The sequence below is a fragment of the Luteimonas sp. TWI382 genome (genome assembly GCF_039674545.1).
Lineage (GTDB): Bacteria > Pseudomonadota > Gammaproteobacteria > Xanthomonadales > Xanthomonadaceae > Luteimonas.
Genome location: NZ_JBDJNS010000017.1, coordinates 24,138 through 43,640, shown reverse-complemented (window position 1 = coordinate 43,640; position 19,503 = coordinate 24,138). Strand labels below are relative to the sequence as shown.

General features: G+C 71.4%; 14 protein-coding genes. 7 read left to right on the top strand and 7 right to left on the bottom strand.

Annotation, left to right across the window (positions count from 1 at the left end; all coding sequences use genetic code 11):
• Positions 1–4: 4 nt before the first annotated feature.
• The 6 genes from ABE505_RS11685 to ABE505_RS11660 all read right to left on the bottom strand — a co-directional run bounded on the left by ABE505_RS11685 (position 5) and on the right by ABE505_RS11660 (position 8,974).
• The gene (locus ABE505_RS11685) at positions 5–958 is read right to left on the bottom strand and encodes a PfkB family carbohydrate kinase (RefSeq protein WP_346444459.1); all 954 of its coding nucleotides are present in this window, start codon (positions 956–958) and stop codon (positions 5–7) included.
• A gap of 1 nt (position 959) precedes the next feature.
• A complete protein-coding gene (locus ABE505_RS11680; protein WP_346444461.1) occupies positions 960–2,240 on the bottom strand; it encodes a serine hydrolase domain-containing protein in 1,281 nt (426 codons plus the stop codon).
• A gap of 23 nt (positions 2,241–2,263) precedes the next feature.
• Positions 2,264–4,486: a TonB-dependent receptor gene (locus ABE505_RS11675; RefSeq protein WP_346444462.1), complete on the bottom strand. Its 2,223-nt coding sequence runs from the start codon at positions 4,484–4,486 to the stop codon at positions 2,264–2,266.
• A gap of 204 nt (positions 4,487–4,690) precedes the next feature.
• Entirely contained in the window at positions 4,691–5,593 is a 903-nt protein-coding gene (locus tag ABE505_RS11670) for a LysR family transcriptional regulator (protein ID WP_346444464.1), read from the bottom strand.
• A gap of 104 nt (positions 5,594–5,697) precedes the next feature.
• A complete protein-coding gene (locus tag ABE505_RS11665; protein ID WP_346444466.1) occupies positions 5,698–8,100 on the bottom strand; it encodes a sodium:solute symporter in 2,403 nt (800 codons plus the stop codon).
• Positions 8,087–8,974: a CoA ester lyase gene (locus tag ABE505_RS11660; protein ID WP_346444468.1), complete on the bottom strand. Its 888-nt coding sequence runs from the start codon at positions 8,972–8,974 to the stop codon at positions 8,087–8,089. The genes ABE505_RS11665 and ABE505_RS11660 overlap by 14 nt, the downstream gene beginning before the upstream one ends.
• A gap of 258 nt (positions 8,975–9,232) precedes the next feature.
• On the opposite strand from ABE505_RS11660, the gene ABE505_RS11655 reads away from it, so the two are divergent.
• Positions 9,233–9,952, top strand: a complete 720-nt coding sequence (locus tag ABE505_RS11655) for a response regulator transcription factor (RefSeq protein ID WP_346444470.1) — start codon at positions 9,233–9,235, stop codon at positions 9,950–9,952.
• A 4-nt stretch (positions 9,953–9,956) separates the two neighbouring features.
• Here the strand turns inward: ABE505_RS11655 and ABE505_RS11650 are convergent, their stop codons facing one another.
• Positions 9,957–11,321, bottom strand: coding sequence for an ATP-binding protein (locus ABE505_RS11650; RefSeq protein ID WP_346444472.1), 1,365 nt, complete (start codon positions 11,319–11,321; stop codon positions 9,957–9,959).
• A 166-nt stretch (positions 11,322–11,487) separates the two neighbouring features.
• Here ABE505_RS11650 and ABE505_RS11645 point away from each other — a divergent pair, with 166 nt between their 5' ends.
• The 6 genes from ABE505_RS11645 to ABE505_RS11620 all read left to right on the top strand — a co-directional run bounded on the left by ABE505_RS11645 (position 11,488) and on the right by ABE505_RS11620 (position 19,469).
• On the top strand, positions 11,488–13,941 hold the full coding sequence (locus ABE505_RS11645) for a YadA-like family protein (protein WP_346444473.1): 2,454 nt from the start codon (positions 11,488–11,490) through the stop codon (positions 13,939–13,941).
• Between the two features lie 47 nt (positions 13,942–13,988).
• Positions 13,989–15,944, top strand: a complete 1,956-nt coding sequence (locus tag ABE505_RS11640; RefSeq protein WP_346444475.1) for a S8 family peptidase — start codon at positions 13,989–13,991, stop codon at positions 15,942–15,944.
• Between the two features lie 182 nt (positions 15,945–16,126).
• Positions 16,127–17,449 carry a M20 family metallopeptidase gene (locus ABE505_RS11635; RefSeq protein ID WP_346444477.1) on the top strand — a complete coding sequence of 441 codons (1,323 nt, stop codon included), beginning with the start codon at positions 16,127–16,129 and terminating at the stop codon, positions 17,447–17,449.
• Positions 17,446–18,249, top strand: a complete 804-nt coding sequence (locus ABE505_RS11630; protein WP_346444478.1) for a DUF4261 domain-containing protein — start codon at positions 17,446–17,448, stop codon at positions 18,247–18,249. Before ABE505_RS11635 ends, ABE505_RS11630 begins: the two co-directional genes overlap by 4 nt.
• A gap of 43 nt (positions 18,250–18,292) precedes the next feature.
• Entirely contained in the window at positions 18,293–19,123 is an 831-nt protein-coding gene (queF, locus tag ABE505_RS11625) for an NADPH-dependent 7-cyano-7-deazaguanine reductase QueF (protein ID WP_346444479.1), read from the top strand.
• A 73-nt stretch (positions 19,124–19,196) separates the two neighbouring features.
• The gene (locus ABE505_RS11620; RefSeq protein WP_346444480.1) at positions 19,197–19,469 is read left to right on the top strand and encodes a LysM peptidoglycan-binding domain-containing protein; all 273 of its coding nucleotides are present in this window, start codon (positions 19,197–19,199) and stop codon (positions 19,467–19,469) included.
• Positions 19,470–19,503: the final 34 nt, after the last annotated feature.

Sequence of the window (19,503 nt, the reverse complement as noted above, 5' to 3'; positions counted from 1 at the left end):
GGGATCAGGGCGCCAGGCCGCAGCGTGCGGCCAGGGCGGCGCGGCCGTGTGCATCGCCGTTGCCGGCCAGCAGTGCCTGGACCTGCGCACGGGCCGGCACGCTCGCCTGCGCGCCGAGCGCGCTGCAGGCCAGCGCCGAGGCGGCGGCCGCGTCGCGCAGCGCGGCCGGCAAGGTGTCGCCACGGGCGAGCGCGGCGACCAGCGCGCCGCAGAAGGTGTCGCCGGCGCCGGTGGTGTCCACCGCCTCGACCGGAAACGCCGGCTGCAGATGCAACGCGTCGCCTTCGCGCGCCAGGCAACCGGCCGCGCCCAGGGTCACCACCGCGCACGGCACCGGCAGGCGCGCGAGCGCGGCGGCGAGGTCGCCGTCCTCGCCGACAAGCGTCGCCAGTTCGCCCTCGTTGACCACCAGCACGTCGACCAGGCGAAGCAAGGCCTCGGGCAGCGCTTGCGCCGGCGCGGCGTTGAGCACCACGCGCACACCGGCCGCCTGGGCGCGCGCCGCGTACGCGGCCACGCTGTCGAGCGGCGTCTCGAGCTGCAGCAGCAGATGGCCCACACCGTCGAGCGCGGGCAGGTCGCCGGGCGCGAGCGCGGCGTTCGCGCCCGGCGCGACGGTGATCGCGTTCTCGGCGCCATCGGCCAGGCAGATGAACGCCACGCCGGTCGGCAGCGCGACCTGGCGGCGGATGTCCAGCGACACGCCGGCCGCGCGCAGCGAATCCTCCAGCGGGCGGGCATGCGCATCGTCGCCCAGCGCCAGCAGCATCCGGGTCGGCGCGCCGCCCGCGCGCGCGGCCGCGACCGCCTGGTTGGCGCCCTTGCCGCCCGGGAAGGTGCCAAAATCGCGGCCGAGCACGGTCTCGCCGGGCGCCGGAATGTGCGCAGCGCGCACGACGAAATCGAGGTTGGCCGAACCGGCGACGAGGACCGCAGCGGCGGCCGGCGACTCACTCATATCAAAGCCCTTGCTGGACGAGGTTGTAGAACGGGATCGCCAGTCGCGGCAGGTCGCCTGGGACCTCGCGCGGCAGATGCTGGGCGAGCAGGATCGCGATCGCGTGCTGCGCCGGGTCGATGACGAAGTGCGTCGAGGCCGCGCCCGACCAGCCGACCTGGCCCGGCGCACCGAGACGCCCACGCGCGGCCGGGTCGAGTTGCACCGCCAGGCCCAGGCCGAAGCCTTCGGCCGGGCTGAACTGCGTATGCGGCTGCGCCAGGTGGCCGAGCTGGTTGCGCAGCATCGCCGCGACCGTCGCTTCGCGCAGATAGCGACGGCCGTCGAGCGCGCCACCGCCCAGCAGCATGCGGCACAGCCGCAGGTAATCGGCCGCGGTCGAGTACAGCCCGCCGGCGCCACTGGTGTAGGGATTGAGCGGCGCGCCGGGACTCGTCGCGCTGGGGCCGTCGGCCAGGCGCAGGCGGCCGTCGTCGCCCATCGTGGTGATGTCGACCACGCGCGCGCGCGCATCGGCCGGCACCGCGAACCCGGTGTCGGGCATGCCCAGCGGCTCGAAGATGCGCGTCCGCAGGAACGTATCCAGCGATTGCCCCGACACCACCTCGACCAGCCGCGCCAGCACCTCGGTCGCCGCGCCGTCGTAGGCGAACGTCGTGCCCGGATCGTGCTGCAGCGGCAACGCCGCCAGCCGCTGCACGTAACCGGCGAGATCGGGCGCGCCGTGCAGATCGGCCGCCTCGCGCAGCTGCAGCGCCGGACCATCGCCGATCGCGATCCCGCTGGTGTGGGTCAGCAGATGGCGGATGGTCAGCGCGCGCGCTGGCGCACGTCGCGTGCCGTCGGCCGCGAGCACGCGCAGGCCGGCGAACTCGGGCAGGTGCCGGGCGATGTCGTCGTCCAGGCCGATCCGGCCCTCGTCGCAGAGCATCAGCACCGCGACCGACACCACCGGCTTGGTCATCGAGTAGATGCGGAAGATCGCATCGGCGCGCATCGGCCTGCGCTGCGCCAGATCCAGATGGCCGGCAACGTGGGTATGCGGCGGCCGGCCGTCCTGCCACACCGTCGCCACCACGCCGACGTAGCCGGCATCGGCCACGGCGGCGTCGAGAAAGCGATCCAGCGGCTGCCAGCGCACCCCCTGGGGCGCGGCGTCCTCAATGGCCCAGGCCGGCGCGATCGCCGCCAGCAGCGCCAGTGCGGCCACCCAGGCGACGCCGCGTCGCGCGCCGGCGACTGGCCGCCGCCTGGTGTCCTGCTGCACCCGCACGTCCCGCATGACTTGCACCCGCTCGCGTTCGATCAGAACGCAATCGTATGGGTGAGCGACACCATGCGCCCGCGACCGGCCCAGTAGTTCTGCCAACCCGGGACCTGCGACCAGCTGAGGATGTACTGCTTGTCGAACAGGTTCTCGATGCCGAGCGTGAGCTTGCCGTAGCGGCCGGTGTCGTAGTTCACGCCCAGATCGACCAGCGTATAGCCCTTGGTGTTCTCTTCGTAGCTGAAGGCCTTGCCGTCGTACTCGCGCACGTCGCTGCCCGACAGATGGCGATCGAAGAGCTTGGTCGCGCCCAGCGTCAGGTCGGCATCGGGGGCGAAGTTCCAGGTCACCGAGACCGCGAGCTTGTCGGGGTTGGCATCGAGCACGCCCATCGGCTTGTTGAGGCCGCCGGCGCCGTAGCTGCCGTTGGGCGCCTCGGCCCAGAACGCGGTCTTGCCGCGAATCCGCGAATAGATGCCCGAGATCTTCCACTGCGGGTTGAAGCGGTACTCGCCGTTGGCCTCGAAGCCGCGGATGCGCACCGGTGCGCGCGCCATCACGAAGTCGTTGCTGACCGGATCGACCGACAGCGTCGAGCCGAACGGCGACTTGGAGTCGTAGTAGGACGCGCCGAACGCCGCCGAGTCGCCGCGCCAGTTGAAGCCGACTTCCTTGTTGGTGACGATGATCGGGTCCAGATCGGCGATGCGATCGACCGACTGGCCCGGCACATTGATGTTGCGCAGCGGGATGCCGATGTTGGCCAGGCCGAAGCCCTCGCCGTAGGACGCGAACATGGACCAGGCATCGGTGATGCGCCAGATCGCGCCGAGGTTCTTCATCGTCTCGGTGTATTCCAGCCCGCCACCCTTCACGAACACGCTGTTGCGATAGGCGGTGGTGGTGTAGCTGTCGACATGCAGCTCACCGTCCTCGCGGCGCAGGCCGCCGCTGAGCGTCACCGGGCCCACGTCCCAGGTCAGCTGCGCGTACGGCGCGACGCTGCTGTACTCCATCGGCGGCACCCACACGCGGTTGGTCAGCGCCAGCCGCTGCGCGGCCTCGTCCTTGACCACGTCGATGCCGGTGCGCAGTTGCAGGCCCGGCACGCCGAACAGGTCGCCGCGGGTCCAGCCGGTACGCAGGCCGCGCTTCTTGGACACGATCTCCGACTGGTCGTAGATACGCTTGCTCTCGTCGAAGCTGGCATCGACCTTCACCAACTGGCGGTCGTCCCCGTCCTCGGGCAGGTAGCGCATGGCCTGGTCGGCCCAGTAGACGTCGGCGGTGAACGTGCCGCCGAACAGATCGCCGTGGCTGTAGTTGAGCGCCGCCTGCTGGAAGTCGTTGAACTCGGTCAGCGAGCCCGCGATCTGGCCGCGCTCGGAGGTATTGGTGCTCGGGATCGGGCAGTCGACCGGGTCGTAGCGGCAGCCTTCGACCTGCTTGTAGTTGCCTTTGCCCTCGATGCGGAAGTCGCTCAGGCTCAGTTGCAGGCGCTGCACGCCGCCCTCGCCGAAGTTGGCGCCCAGCTTGGCGTAGAGGTTGCGCGACTCCGAATCGGCCAGCGAACCACTGGTGTTCATGCCGATGCGGCGGCCATTGCCGTCGTAGGAGATGCCACGGTCGATGTAAGAGGCGCTGAGCAACGCATCGAAGTCGTCGCTCTTGTAGGCGTGGTTGACGCCCAGCTTCCAGCCCGCGCTGTCGCTGCCCGACTGGGTCGAGTAGCGCGAGATCACCGTGGTCTCGTGGCCTTCAGCCGTCGGCACCTTGGAGATGTAGTTGATGATGCCGCCGGCCGCGCCGATGCCCTCGGACGCGGACGGGCCGTTGATGACCTCGATGCGCCCGACCAGGCCCATGTCGGTGAACGTGCCGTTGCGGTTGCCCTCGCGCAGCGGCGAGCCCTGCGGGATGCCGTCGAACAGGCGCAGCGCAATGCGGCCGCGCAGCGTCTCGCCCGAGTTGCTCATCGCCTGCGAGGACTCGGCGTAGCCGGGCACCGTGCGCGCCAGCACCGCGGTCGCGTCCTCGGTCAGCGCCAGCGTGTGGGCGACCTGCTCCTGCGACACCAGGCTGATCGCGCCGGGGATCTTGTCGATCGAGGTGGCCACGCGCGTGCCGGTCACGACCATGCGGTCCAGGTTCACGGCATCGCGGTCGCGGGTGCGCTCGTCGGCGTCGTCGGCCTGCTGCGCCCAGGCGGCGGCAGGCAGCAGCAGGATGCAGGCGATCGCGGCGGAAAGCGGCTTGATCATGTCGAAGTCTCTGAAGGAGTGCGTGGCGGCCGGGCATGCCGGCGGCGGCCTGGAGGCTGTGGAACCGGCGGCGCGATGCGTCCTCCGGTGGCCACAGAGACTAGGCGCCGGCGCAACGCCGATGAATCGCCTGCACGTATGTTCAAAGCGAAGTTTTTATTGCTTACGAGGCAAGCAAATATGTGTTGCGCCGCAACATTTCCTTCACTCCGAGACCGTGCCCTCATCGCGCGTCGGCGCCTGGGACACGGTGCGGCACTGTTCGCGCAGCGCGCCGACCAGCCGGCTGCGCACGCTGGCGGTCGACCACACGATGCCGATGCGCCGGGGCTCGGTCGGTTCGGGCAACGGCAGCCGCGCCAGCCGCAGCCCGGCCGGCCACGGCTGCTGCCAGTCGGGCACCAGCGACACGCCCAGGCCGCGGTCGACCATGACCGCGATCGCGTTGAGCGCGTTGAGCTCGAAGCGCTCGCGCGGCACGATGCCGACCCGACGCAGGTAGTCGTCGGCCTGGCGCCCGCCCCATTGATGGCGGTCGTAGCGGATCAGCGGCTCCTCGGCCAGCAGCGCATGCGGATCGCGATGGGCCTGGTGCTGCGGCGCGAGCACGATCAGCGGTTCTTCGCGCAGCACCTCCCAGTCGCAGGTCTTGGGCAGCGCGAACGGCGCCTGCAGCACGATTGCCGCGTCCAGGTCGCCGCGCTCGACCTCGGCGTAGAGCTCGGCCGAATAGCCTGGCTTGATGAAGACGTTGATCTGCGGCAGCACATTGACCATGCGCGCCAGCACATCGGGCAGCATGCCGGCCAGCGCGGTCGGGCAGGCGCCCAGGCGCAGCTCGCCCGACAGCGCCCGGTCGTTGGCGACGCTGCGCAGGTCGGCCACGTCGCGCAGCAGGTCGCGGGCACGCTGCAGGATCCGCGCGCCCGGCTCGGTCACGCAGACCGTGCGCCCGGCGCGGGCGATCAACGGCGCGCCCAGCTCGCGCTCGAGCGTGCGGATCTGCTGGGCGACGGCGGCCGGGGTGATGTTGAGGTAGCGCGCGGCGGCGGCCATCGAACCGCGGTCGACCACGTGCACGAAGGTACTGAGGAACTGGGTGTCCAAGGGCGCGGTCCTGGGGGGCGTCGACGGCGACGCGCCAGCCTACCTGTACCGCCGCCGCGGGCGCCCCCGCCCAAGGGCCTGGACGCGCGCGGACGCCCGCCGGTTCAGGCGTCGGCCTTGCGGGTATGGATGGTCAGCCCCTCGAGCGAGCGCGTCGGCGGGGCGAAGAACAGGCTGGCCACGTAGCCGATCACGATGCACAGCATGATCGAGATGCCGAGATAGAAATACGGGTGCACCAGGTCGAACGACCAGGCCAGCAAGGTCAGCGCGATGCTGCCGCCAATGCCGATCGCGACCCCCGGCGAGTTCGCGCGCCGCGTGAACATGCCCAGCGTGTAGGCGCCGGCGAAGCCGCCACCGAGCAGGCCGGCCAGCTCGATCGACACGTCGAACAGCGAATGGATGTCGTAGCGCGAGAGCACCAGCGCCAGGCCCATGCCGGTCAACCCGACCACCACCGTCATCCATTCGGCGAAACGCACGCTGCCCTTCTCGGTCGGCGCCTTGGCCAGCCGCGAATAGAAATCCACCGACAGCAACGTGGCGACGCTGTTGATGATGCTCGACAGCGTCGACATCGCCGCGGCGAAGATGCCGGCGATGATCAGGCCGGTCACCCCCACCGGCAGCTCGGCGGCGATGAACAGCGGGAAGGTCGCATCGATCGGCAGCAGCGGGTCGAGCCGCTCGGGGTTCTGGCGGTAGTACATCCACAGCGCGGTGCCGATGCTGTAGAACACGAAACCGCCGGGAATCATGATCGCGGCGAACACCCAGATCGAGCGGCCCGCCTCCTTGTCCGAACTGGTCGCCAGCGTGCGCTGCATCAGCACCTGGTCCTTGGGGAAGGTCAGCACCACGTCGAACACGACCAGGAAGATGAAGCCCCAGACCGTGGCCTTGGTCAGGTCGAAGCTGAAATCCAGCAGCTTGGTCTTGTGTTCGATCGCGACCGCCTCGCGCACCGCGTCCAGGTCGCTGCCCAGCGACACGAGGATGAAGATGATCGCGAAGACCGCGCCCCCCATCTTCACGAACACCTGCACGAAATCCGTCCACACCACCGCGCGCATGCCGCCCATCGCGGTGTAGATGATCGTGAACACCCCCATGATCATGATGCTCCACACCACCGGGATGCCGGTGATCGTCGCGATCGCCAGCGCCGGCAGGAACAGGATCACGCTCAAGCGGCTGCCGACCTGCATCGCGATCGCCAGCGCGCTGGCCAGCATCCGGATCGCGGGGTGGAAGCGCGTCTCCAGGTACGAGAACACCGACATCAGGTCCAGCCGGCGCAGCAACGGCACGATCCATACCGCGACGAACATCAGGCCCAGGACCGCGATGAGGTTGTTGGTCAGGTACTGCCAGTTGGTCTCGTAGGCCTTGGCCGGGATCGCGATGAAGCTGATCGAACTGGTATTGGTCGCGTACAGGCTCACGCCGGCCACCCAGAACGGGATGCTGCGCCCGCCCATGAAGAAGTCCGACTCCGACGCGGTCTGGTCCTTGAGGTAGAAGTAGCCGCCGATGCCGAGCATCGCGACCAGATAGACCACGATCACCACCCAGTCCAGCCAGTGCAGCAGGTGCTTGCCCGAGCGCAACTGCGCCGCGTGCAGGCCCCCGTCCGCCGACGCCCAGACCAGGCCACTGCGCCAGCCCGCGGCCAGGCGCGCCTCGCCGTCGAGCGTGGTCGGCAACACCGCCCAGGATCCGGTGATGGTGTGGAAGGTCTGCAGCGCCGGCTGCGCGCCCGGCGCCGGCCGCAGCAGGTACAGCACATGCGCCTGGCCGATCGGCTGGGCCGAGCCGTCCACCACCGCGCCGGGCAGCGCGCCGCGGTCCTGCCAGCCCTCGGCGGGCGTCCATTGCCGGATATGGCCGTCGACCGCGGTCAGGTACAGCGCGAACTTCTGCGCCACCAGCGACGACGGCGCGCTGCCATGCAGCCACGGCGCCTGTGCGATCCAGCCGGCACCGGGCGTGGTGCGCGACAGCGCGAAGAACCGCGCCTGGCCGTCGGCGTCCAGGCCGGCGGCGTACAGCACCCCGGCCAGCACCGCCAGGCGGGCATGGGCGAGCGGCTCGGGCAACGGCGGCAACGGCTGCACGACCAATGCGCCCGACACCTGCGCCAGCGTCGCGGCCTCCCGGGCCATGCCGCCATCGCCCAGCAACAGGTGCGCCGCGGCGCCGTCGGGCGTCGACGCCTGCAGCCGCGCCACCGACACCCCGGCCGGCAATGCCATCGCCTGCCAGCGACCGTCCGCGCCCTCGCCGTCATAACGCCACGCGCGGTGGCCCGCGATCGCCAGCGGTCGCTCGCCGAGCGTCAACAACGCCTGCGCGCGCGCGCCTTCGGGCAGCGCCGTCAGCGACGTCGCATCGACCGAGGCCAGGCTCTCGGCCTGCACCGGCAGCACGGCGAACGCGGCCAGCAGCGCCAGCAGCACGGCCAGCAGCCCCGGACGCCGCCCCATGCGGTCAGCGCGCCGCATCGCGTTCCACCTGCGCCAGCACGCGCTCGGCGCGCTTGAGATACGGCGCATCGATCATGCGGCCCTCGACCACGCACACGCCCAAGCCCTGCGCGCGCGCGGCCTGCGCCGCCTCGACGATCCGGCGCGCGTCGGCCTGCGCCCGCGCGTCGACCGAGAACACCGCGTGCGCCAACGGCACCTGTCGCGGGTGGATGCAGCTCTTGCCGATGAATCCCAACTGCTGCGCCATCGTTGCCTCGTGCTCGAACCCGACATCGTCGCGGAAATCGGCATAAGCGCCATCGCAGGCGAATACCCCCGCCTCACCCGCGGCCAGCGCCACCTGCAGCATCACCGCCTGCACGTGCGCGGCCACATCGCGCCGGATGCCCGCCGGCTCGAACAGATCGCCCAACCCCAGTTGCAACCCAGCCACACGCGGATGCGCGCCGGCGATCTCGGCGGCATTGCGCAGCGCGCGCGGCGTCTCGATGTTCACCAGCAGCGCCGGCGCGCGCCGCGCCGGATCGGCCGGCAACGCCGCTTCCTGCGCCTCGATGCGCGCGACCGCAGCGCACAGCGCCTGGGCCGAGTCCACCTTGGGCAGGTTGATCAGGTCCGGCGCGACCGGCAGCACTGCGGCGAGATCGGCCTCGAAATCGGCGGTGTCGGGCGCGTTGACGCGCACGATCGCCAGCGGCGTCGAGCTCGGACGCACGCGATCGCGCGAGGCATGTTGGCGCAGAAATGCGGCGACCGCGGCGCGGGCCTCGGCCTTGCGCGTCGGCGCCACGGCGTCCTCCAGGTCGAACGACACCGCATCGGCGGGGCCGGACCAGGCCTTCTGGAACAGGTCCGGACGCATGCCCGGCACGAACAGTTTGCTGCGCATCGGCCCTCCCGCAGATTGCCGCCCGAAGTGTGCGCGATGCAGACATGCGGAAAAGTCGCTCACACGATCTTCAGACGATAGTTTTCGTGACGTGTGCGCACACAACCGCGCTGTGGCCTCTCGCCCGCCACGCGCTGCTGCCGCGCTTGCCAGTCCAGCGGCGTCGACCCAAGATGGCGACGCCGCGGCCACGCGCCGCGGCCCCGTTGCTCGTTGTCCCGGACCGCCGCGATCGCACCTTCCGTCCCGCCGACCGCCATGTCCCCAACCCCAGCCGACAGTGCTCGCCCGCTGTGCGTCGCCCTGCTCGAGGACGACGACGTCCTGCGCGAGCGCATCCTGGTCCCCGGCCTGCGCCGGCACGGACTCGATGTGCGGCCGCTGCGCACGGCGGCCGCACTCACCGCACTGCTTGCCCAGGCGCCGGTCGACCTGGTGATCCTCGACATCGGCCTGCCCGACAGCGACGGCTTCACCGTCACCCAGGCGCTGCAGGCCGGGCACCCGCATCTGGGCGTGGTGATCCTGAGCGGACGCGGCGAACCGCCCGACCGGCTACGCGGTCTGAGCGGCGGCGCCGATGCCTACCTGGTCAAGCCGGTCGAGATCGACATCCTCGCCGCCACGGTCTTCAGCCTTGCGCGGCGCCTGGCGCGCGCCCCGCAGAGGGCCGAGGACGGCTGGCAGCTGCAACCCGACGGCTGGTGCCTGTTCGCACCCAATGGCCAGTCGACGGCATTGACCGGTTCCGAGCGCCATGTGCTGCGCGCGCTGTGGGCACAACCCGGGCGGCTGGTGACCCGCGAGGCCATCCTGGGCGCTGTGCCCGGCCGCGCGCGCGACGAGAGCGGCAGCGACCCGCATCGGCTCGACGTGCTCCTGCACCGGCTGCGGCGCAAGGTGCTCACGCGCACCGGCCTGCCGCTGCCACTGGACGCGGTGCGCGGCGAAGGCTACGTGCTGCGCCCGGCCGGCTGAGCGCTCAGTCCACCTGCGGCAGATCCAGCGTGAACCGCGTGCCGCTGCCCGGCGCACTGTCCACGTGCAGCGTGCCACCCGCCTCGCAGGCCATTTCCCACGCCACCGCCAGCCCCAGCCCCGTGCCTTCGCCCGCCGGCTTGGTGGTGAAGAACGGCTCGAATGCCTGGCGCATCACCTCCGGCGTCATGCCGTGGCCGGTATCGGCGACGACGATGCGTGCGCGGCCATCGCCGATGGCGCGCAACGCGATCTCGAAGCGGCCACCGCCGGGCATCGCGTCGCGCGCATTGGCCGCGAAGTTGAGCATCACCAGGTCCAGCTGGCTGCGATCGAGAAACACCGGCACCGGCGCCGGCGGCAGCTCGAGCACCACCTCGACTCGGCCATCGAACAGCTGCCGCAGCATCGGTGCCAGCTCGGCCAGCGCGCGTGCCGCGTCGAAACGCGCCGGCACGGCCAGCTCGCGGCGGCTGAAGCTGAGCAGCTTGCGGCTCAGCGCGATGCCACGCTGGGCGGCCAGTTCGATGCCCTCCAGCGCCGCGCCCAGGCGACGCGCATCGGGCTCGGGGTCGAAATCGAACTCGTCCAGCCGGTGCCGCTCGGCGGTGTAGCCGACGATCGCGCCGAGCACATTGTTGAAATCATGCGAGACGCCGCTGGCCAGGTGGCCCACCGACTCGATTTTCTGCAGATGCAGCATGCGCTCGCGCATGTGCTCGCGCTCGACCATCTGCTCGCGCAGTTGCTGCGCACTGCGCTGCGCACGCCGCAGCGTTTCGCGCAGTGCGGCCACGGTCCGGTCGAGCACCAGCGCGATCATCAGATAGCTGAAAGCCAATGACGGCAGGTTCTGGAACGCATGGCCGCTGCGCCCGGCGTCCAGCCCCCACGGGCTGGCCATGCCCAGTGCGAACACCAGCGGGATGCAGGCGTAGACGATCCACAGCGCGCGCCGGCCGATCACCAGCGCCGCGATCGTCAGCATGATCATCGGATAGGGATCGAAGGCCTGCAGCTGGTAGCCGAAGGCGAGATTGGCCGCGACCGCGCAGGCCATCAGGATCGCCAGGAAGGCACCGACTCCCTCGCGGAGCAGGCCGCGCCGGATCATCCACACCGCGACGCAGGCCGCGCCGGCGATCGCGGCATCGGTGCCCAGATCGACCACCAAGCGCGTACCGGTCATCGTCACATGCCCGCTGAGCAGGTGATAGGCCTTGTTGAGCGGAATTTCGACGCCGAGGAACAGCAGCAGCACCTGCAGCGCCGGCGCATTGCGGCGGTCGACCGGATCGTCGATCGGGACGCGACGCAGCCAGGCGACCGCGCGACGGCCGAAAGCGGCGAGTGGCGAGGCATGCGACATCGGGACGGCGGCTCCGGGGGAGCGGCGGTCCCCTGACCAGAATGAGAGTGGAGTGTAAGTCGACGGTGAGAAGCGGTGCATTGAGTCCGGCCATCGCAGCGGCTTAGATCGCAGTTCCAGCGCCTGTCATGGCGTTGTCATCCCGCCGCTACCGGAAAGCCAGACGATGTCCCAGCGCACCCGCCTCCCGCTTCCCCACCCTGCCGCCCGCCCTGGCGCGACACGTCCCTGCCTGCTGACGGCCGCCCTGCTGCTGGCCTTGTCGGGGCATGCGATGGCCGCGCCGCAAGCCGCCCCGGCCCTCGAAAAGGACGCGGCCGATACCGGCGCTGCCAGCGCCTCGGAGGCCCGAAGCGACAGCACCGAGACGACAGCATCCAGCGCTGAGGAGACCGCCGACGAAGCGCGCGTGGCACCGGCGTACTCGCTCGACGCCGCGGCCTACTACGTCGCTGTCAACGGCGCACTGGACGGCAGCGACGATGCCAGCGCCGAAGGCGCACGCGCAGTCGCGATGGGGCCGCGCGCCGCCGCGGGCGGCGGCGACTCGGTCGCCATCGGTCACCGCGCACGCTCCACCACAGCTGCGTCCATTGCGATGGGCGACGGGGCATTCGCCGACGCCACGGGCGCGATCGCCATCGGCGGCAGCTTCTTCGGCAGCCAGTTCAGCGATTCCGACGGCGCGCAGAGCACCGGCTTCGGCGCGATTGCGCTGGGCGCGGCAAGCAAGGCCAGCGGCGGCACCGCCACCGCGATCGGCTGGTCCTCGCAGGCGACTGCCAACGATGCCGTCGCCGTCGGCGCCACCGCCAACGCCGGGGCCGCCGGCGCCGTGGCCATGGGCCGCGCGGCGACGGCGACCCAGATCGAAGCCATCGCCATCGGCTACGGCGCGCAGGCCAACGGCTTCGGTGCGGCTAGCCTGGGGGCCTACGCGAACGCGGGCGGCTACGCTGCGCTCGCACTCGGCAGCGACGCGCGTGCACCCGGCAATGGCGGCATCGCAGTCGGCGACGGTGCGCTGGCCGCCGGCCAACAGAGCGTGGCGATCGGCGCCAGCAATGCCGGGGTGCCGACCCAGGCCGGCGGCCTGGGCAGCGTCACCGTCGGCGCCGCTTCCTGGGCACTGTCCGACTACGCAACGGCGATCGGCTTCGACAGCCATGCCGACGCGACCCGCAGCCTGGCGGCCGGCGCCAACGCCCTGGCCATCGCCGAGGATGCCAGCGCGCTGGGCGCGGGCAGCTACGCCGGCGCCGACTACGCGACTGCGGTCGGTGCCTCGTCGGCGGCCTGGGGCCTCGGCGCGACTGCACTCGGCAGCGGCGCCTTCGCGCTGGAGGCCGACAGCCTGGCGCTGGGCTACAACGCCACCGCCACCGCGATCGGCAGCGTCGCGCTCGGTGCCGCTTCGGTCGCCGACCGCGACCATGTCGTGTCGATCGGCAGCGTCGGCAACGAACGCCAACTGGTGAACGTGGCCGCAGGCGTGCTCGCGACCGACGCCGTCAACAAGGGCCAGCTCGACACCGCCATCGCCACGGTCGGCAGCGACGTCGGCGCGCTCGATGCGGCCAGCGTGAAGTACGACGACCTCGCCGCGAAGGATGCGGTGACGTTCGCCGGCGCAGACGGGACGAGGTTGCGCAATGTCGCCGACGGTGCGCTCATCGCCGGCGGCCTGGACGCGGTCAACGGCGGCCAGGTGTTCGGTGTCGGTGCCTCGCTGGCGCAGGCGCTCGGCGGCGGCGCGGCGATGACGGCGACCGGCATCGCCGGCCCGTCCTACGCCATCCGGGGCGAGCGCTTCGGTTCGGTGGGCGACGCCTTCGGCGCCGTCGACCGCGAGTTCGATGCCATCCGTGCGCGCTTCGACGCGATCGGCAGCGGCAGCATTCCGGTGGGCAGCGGCGACGGTCTGGCGATCGGCGAGGACAGCGTTGCCGCCGGCCCGGGCAGCACTGCAGTCGGCAACCAGGCCCAGGCCGGCTCGGGCGGGACCGCGATCGGAGCAGGTGCGGTCGCGAGTGCCGATGGGTCGGTCGCAATCGGCCAGGGCTCGGTCGCCGACGCCGCCAACACCGTGTCGGTCGGCAGCGCGGACAACCAGCGACGCATCACCCACGTCGCGGATGGCGTGGCCGCCAGCGACGCGGCCACGGTCGGCCAGGTCCAGGCCAGCGCATCCGCCAGCCGCAGCTACGCCGATGCCGGCGATGCACGCACCTTGGCCGACGCGAAGGCGCATGCCAATGCCGGCGACGCCGCCACGCTTGCCAGCGCGCGCAGCTACACCGATGACGCGTTCGCACGCGCGCTCAGCCGCAGCGACTTCGACGCGTTCCGCAGCAATGTCGACGACCGCTTCCACCGCGTCGATCGTCGTCTGGACAAGATCGGCGCGATGGGCACCGCGATGTCGCAGATGGCGGTGAACACCGCCGGGCTGTCGGGCGCCAACCGTGTCGGCGTCGGTATCGGTCAGCAGGGCGGCGAAGAAGCCCTCGCAATCGGCTATCAGCGCGCGTTCCGCGACAACCGCGCCAGCGTGTCGATCGGCGGTTCGATGTCCGGTTCGGAAAGCTCGGTCGGCGTCGGCGGCGGCTTCAGCTGGTGACCACCGGCGTCGCCTCGCGTCCCTCTCTATTCCAAGGAATTCCAACCATGTCACTGTCCTCCCGCTTCGTCCGCCGCAGCCTGCTTGCCGCCGCCCTGGGTGCGGTGATCGCGCCCGCACTGGCGGCGCCGCCGGCCACATCGCTGTCGGTCATGTCCACCGCCGATCCCGACGCGCCGCAGGTCGCCTATGACGGCCTGCTGGTCACCTACAAGACGGGCACCCCCGAACGCCGCAGCGCGGCCGCCGGCGCATCGACCGTGCAACGGGTCCTGCGCGCGCCCGCCACCACGTCGCAGTTCGCCGCCGTCCACCGCGCTGCTGCCCCGGCGGTCGCCTCGACCCGGCGTCTGGCGATCGGCGCCGACTTGGTGCGCCCGAACCGGCGCTTGTCCGGAGGCGAACTCGACACGCTGATGCGCACCCTCGCCGCCGACCCTGCGGTCGCGTACGTCGAGCCCAACCGCTACTGGCAGCGTCTGCGCACCGTGTCCGCCGCCGCCGCACCGGCGCCGAACGATCCCGGCTTCGAGGTGCAGTGGCATTTTCGTGCGCCCGACGGCACGATCGAAACCCTGGCCCCGGACCCGGGCGTCGCCAACCGCGGCGGCATCGACGTCCTCAACGCCTGGCAGTACGGCCGCGGCGCGGGCGTGGTCGTCGCGGTGCTCGACACCGGAATCACCGACCATCCCGACCTCGACACCTCGCTGGCCAATGCCGGCTACGACTTCATCAGCGACGCGATCAACTCCGGCCGGGCGACCGACGGCCGCGCAGCGGGCGGCTGGGACACCGGCGACTGGAGCCACGAGGATCGCTTCCTGGTCGCGAACGGCGGCTGCGTCCTGCCCGGCCAGCAGCGCGAAAGCAGCTGGCACGGCAGCCATGTCGCCGGCACCATCGCGCAGATCACCGACAACGCGCTCGGCATGGCGGGCGTCGCACCGGAGGCGAAAATCCTGCCGGTCCGCGTGCTCGGCCACTGCGGCGGCACGACCGCCGACATCGCCGACGCCATCGTGTGGGCATCGGGCGGCCATGTCCCCGGCGTGCCGGACAACCCGAATCCGGCCGAGGTGATCAACATGAGTCTGGGCGGCTACGGCACCTGCCCTGCAGACAGCACCTACGCCCAGGCGATCGCTTCGGCGCGCCAGCGCGGCACGACGATCGTCGTTGCGGCCGGCAACAACAACAGCGATGCCGCACTGTTCACACCCGCGAGCTGCCCGGGGGTCATCAACATCGCTGCGACCGGCATCACCGGCAAGCGCGCCTACTACTCCAACTTCGGCAACAGCATCACCCTGTCGGCACCGGGCGGTGGCGTCTTCCCGGACGACGGCACCAGCGGCCAATCGGTGCGCAGCGGCTTCGTCTGGTCGGCGGGCAACCGCGGCGCGACGACGCCGGGCGAGCCTGCGTACGTCGGCCAGTCCGGCACCTCGATGGCCGCCCCGCACGTCGCCGGCGTTGCGGCGTTGGTCATCAGCGCGGCGATACAGGCCGGCCGCCCGGTGCCCACGCCGCAGGAGATGCGCGAGATCCTGACCCAGACCTCGCGCGACTTTCCGGTGCGGCCGTTGCGCCAGATCGGCGTGGGTATCCTCGACGCCGCAAAGGCAGCCGCCCGCGGCGCCGGCAGCGCGGCCGGCGGCGACGAACCGACCGCGATCCGGATGGCGCGCGCGGTGCCGGTCACCGGCATGTCGGCCGCAGCCGATGCCGGTGTGCTGTACCGGATCGACGTGCCCACCGGTGCGCGCAACCTGCAGATCCGCACCTACGGCGGCCGCGGCCAGGCCAAGCTTCTGGTCCGTGTCGGCCGATCCCCGGCGCCGGACGGCAGCAATGCGTCCCTGCGCTCGTCGCGCCCCGGCACCACGCAAAGCGTGCAGGTGACGCTCCCGCTCAGCGACAGCTACTTCGTGCGCGTGGTCGGCGGCACCGGCGGCTTCCAGGGCGTGAACATGATCGCGACCTACTCGCCCGCGCCCTGACCCACTGCGCCGCGCGCACCCCTCCCTCGCACTCGCGGGGAGCGGGCGTCGCCGGGGCCACTGGCCGCGCCCTGGTCGAGCCCTCCCCCGCGCGCGGGGGAGGGTTGGGTGGGGGCCGCCCCGTCCGTCCGCAGCCAGAATCGCCTAGGATCGGGGTTCCCATCGCATCCAAGAGCCTGTCGATGACGCGACTCGCCGCCGCACTGTTGTGCGCCTGTACCGCCCTCCCCATCGCCGCTCACGCGCAGAGCGCGCAACGCCCCGAGGTCGCGCGCGCCGCGACATCGCTGCAAGCCAGCGTCGTCGACTGGCGGCGCGACATCCACCAGCATCCCGAACTCGGCAACCGCGAGACCCGCACCGCGGCCAAGGTCGCCGAGCACCTGCGCAGCCTCGGCCTCGACCCCAAGACCGGCATCGCCCACACCGGCGTGACCGCCGTGCTCAAGGGCGGCCGGCCCGGCCCGCGCATCGCGCTGCGCGCCGATATGGACGCGCTGCCGGTGACCGAGCGCACCGGCCTGCCGTTCGCTTCGACCGCGACCGCCGAGTACCGTGGCCAGACCACCGGCGTGATGCACGCCTGCGGCCACGACGCCCACACCGCGATCCTGATGGGCGTGGCCCAGGCGCTGGTGGCGATGCGCGACGAGTTGCCGGGCGAAGTGCTGTTCGTGTTCCAGCCCGCCGAGGAAGGTCCGCCGGAGGGCGAGGACGGCGGCGCCTCGATGATGCTGGCCGAGGGCATCTTCCGCGACTTCCGCCCCGACGCCGTGTTCGGGCTGCATGTGTTCTCGACCCTGCAGGCCGGCCAGATCGACGTGCGCGGCGGCCCGCTGATGGCCGCCTCCGACCGCTTCTCGATCGACGTCATCGGCCGCCAGACCCACGGCTCGCGGCCCTGGGGCGGCATCGACCCGATCGTCGCGGCGGCCGACCTCATCGGCACCGCGCAGACCATCGTCAGCCGCCGCACCAACATCTCCACGCTGCCGGCAGTGGTGTCGTTCGGCGCGATCGACGGCGGCATCCGCTACAACATCATTCCCGACAAGGTCGAACTGGTCGGCACCATCCGCACCTTCGACGAGGACGTGCGCAAGGCGATCTTCGCCGACCTGCAGAACGTCGCCACCCATGTGGCCGCCGCGCACGGCGCCACCGTCCAGACCCGCATCCCGGCCGAGGACGGCAACCCGGTCACCGCCAACGACCCCGCGCTGACCGCCCGCCTGCTGCCCAGCCTGCAGGCCGTGGCCGGCGCCGACAACGTCGTCGACCCGTCGCTGACGATGGGCGCCGAGGACTTCTCCTATTACGCCCGCGAGGTGCCCGGCCTGTTCTTCTTCGTCGGCGCCACGCCCAAGGGCCAGGACCCGATGCGCGCCCCGAGCAACCACTCGCCGGAGTTCGACCTCGACGAATCCGCGCTCGACCTGGGCCTGCGCGCCCTGCTGCAGGTCAGCCTGGATTATCTGCATGGCGACGCGGAGGCCGGCGCATGACCGCCAGCCTGGCCATGCTGCTGCAAGACCGGCCCGATCCCGCACTGACCGCCGAGGCACTGGTCGCGCAGATGCGCGCCGACTGGCCCGACCTCGACGCCGAACGCCTGCGCGCCGAGCCGCGGGATTTCGACATGCCCGACGGCCCGCTGAGCATCGACTACGGCGACGTGTCGATCCTGCTGATGCCCATCGCCGCCCCGATCGGCGACGACATCGCACAGATCGCCGAACACAGCCGGCTGTGGCCCAGCGCCGAACCCGCGCCGGTGGACTACACCGCGCATACCATCGTCACCGTCATGGCGTTCCCGCCCGAAGGCGCAGACCCCACGCTCGACGCGCTCGGCCGCGCCGCGTTGCTCAGCCGCGTGCTGGCCTCGGCGACCGCGCTGCTGGACACCGTGCGCGCGGTCTACTTCGGCAGCGCCAACCACATCGTCCTGCCGGCGCTCTTCCGCGAACTGGCAATGGCCCAGCTGCCCGAACCGATGCCGCTGGCGTGGGTGGCGTTCAACATCGGCGCGCACCCCGACGGCACCATGACCGGCCACACCCTGGGCATGGACATGCTCGGGCTGATGGACATCGAGATTCCCGAGACCGACGACAGCGCCGAGGACGTCTTCGACCAGCTGACCGGCATCTGCGCCTACCTGCTCGAGCATGGCCCGGTCATCGAGGACGGCGACACCCTGGGCGAGACCGAGGACGAACGCACCCTGGTCGAGTACGCGCCATCCGCCTACGGTGACGGCCGTCAGGTCATGCAGCTGCGCAGCGAACCCACGCGCCACTGAACGCGGCGCCGGGCGGTGCGGCCGGCGGCGGTAGAATCGGCGCATGTCCGATGTCCCCGCCGCGGCCGCGCCGCCCATCCCGCTCGGCCGCGAGGTCGCCTATCCGCGCCACTACGACCCGGGCCTGCTGTTCCCGATCGCACGCACCCTCGGCCGCCGCGAGATCGGCCTGGGCGACGCGCTGCCTTTTGTTGGCCACGACCGCTGGCACGCCTACGAACTGAGCTGGCTCGACGGCCGCGGCAAGCCCGTCGTCGCCACCGCGACCGTGCTGGTCCCGGCCGCCTCGCCGCAGCTGGTGGAATCCAAGTCGCTCAAGCTCTACCTCAACTCGCTCAACCACACCCGCTTCGACACCCCCGAGGCGGTGCGTGCGCGCATCGCCGCCGACCTCTCGCAGGCCGCCGGCGCCGAGGTCACGGTCGCCTTCGGCCTGCCGCCGATGGCCGACGACGCCGCGCAGGGCACGTCGATCGACGCCCTGGACATCGAGATCGCCCATTACGGCCCGCCCGATGCCGCGCTGCTGCGCGCCGAACCCGGCGAGATCGTCCAGGAACAGCTGACCTCCGCGCTGCTCAAGTCCAATTGCCCGGTCACCGGCCAGCCCGACTGGGCCAGCCTGCACATCGCCTACCGCGGCCCACGCATCGCCCGCGACGCGCTGCTGCGCTACCTGGTCTCATTCCGCGACCACGCCGAGTTCCACGAGCAATGCGTGGAGCGGATCTTCGTGGACCTCGTCGCCCGCTGCGCCCCGCTCGAGCTGTCGGTCAAAGCGCGCTACACCCGCCGCGGCGGCCTGGACATCAACCCCTGGCGCGCAACCCCCGGCCTCGCCCCGCCGACGATGCTGCGCGACACCCGTCAGTAGCCCCGGCGCGCGATGGATTCTTAACGCGGCAGGTGGGAGGCTGGCGGCGTCCCCGTCCTTGGAGGCTGCCGCGATGTCCCCGTCCAGGCCCCCCGGCCACGATGCCCCCGATTTCTCGCGCGTCACCGGCGGCGTGCGCAGCGTGGCCGAGGACGACGCGCAGGCCGGCGCGCCCGCGCCCGTGCGCACCCACGTCGTGCGCAAGGGCGATACGCTGTCGACCATCGCCGAACAGGTCTACGGCCGCGCCAGCCGCTGGCAGGCGATCTACGCCGCCAACCGCGACGTCCTCGACGATCCCGACCGCATCCAGCCCGGTCAGGTGCTGCAGTTGCCCGCGGACTGAAGCACGGCTCGCGCCCTTTCCTCTTCCGGAGTGC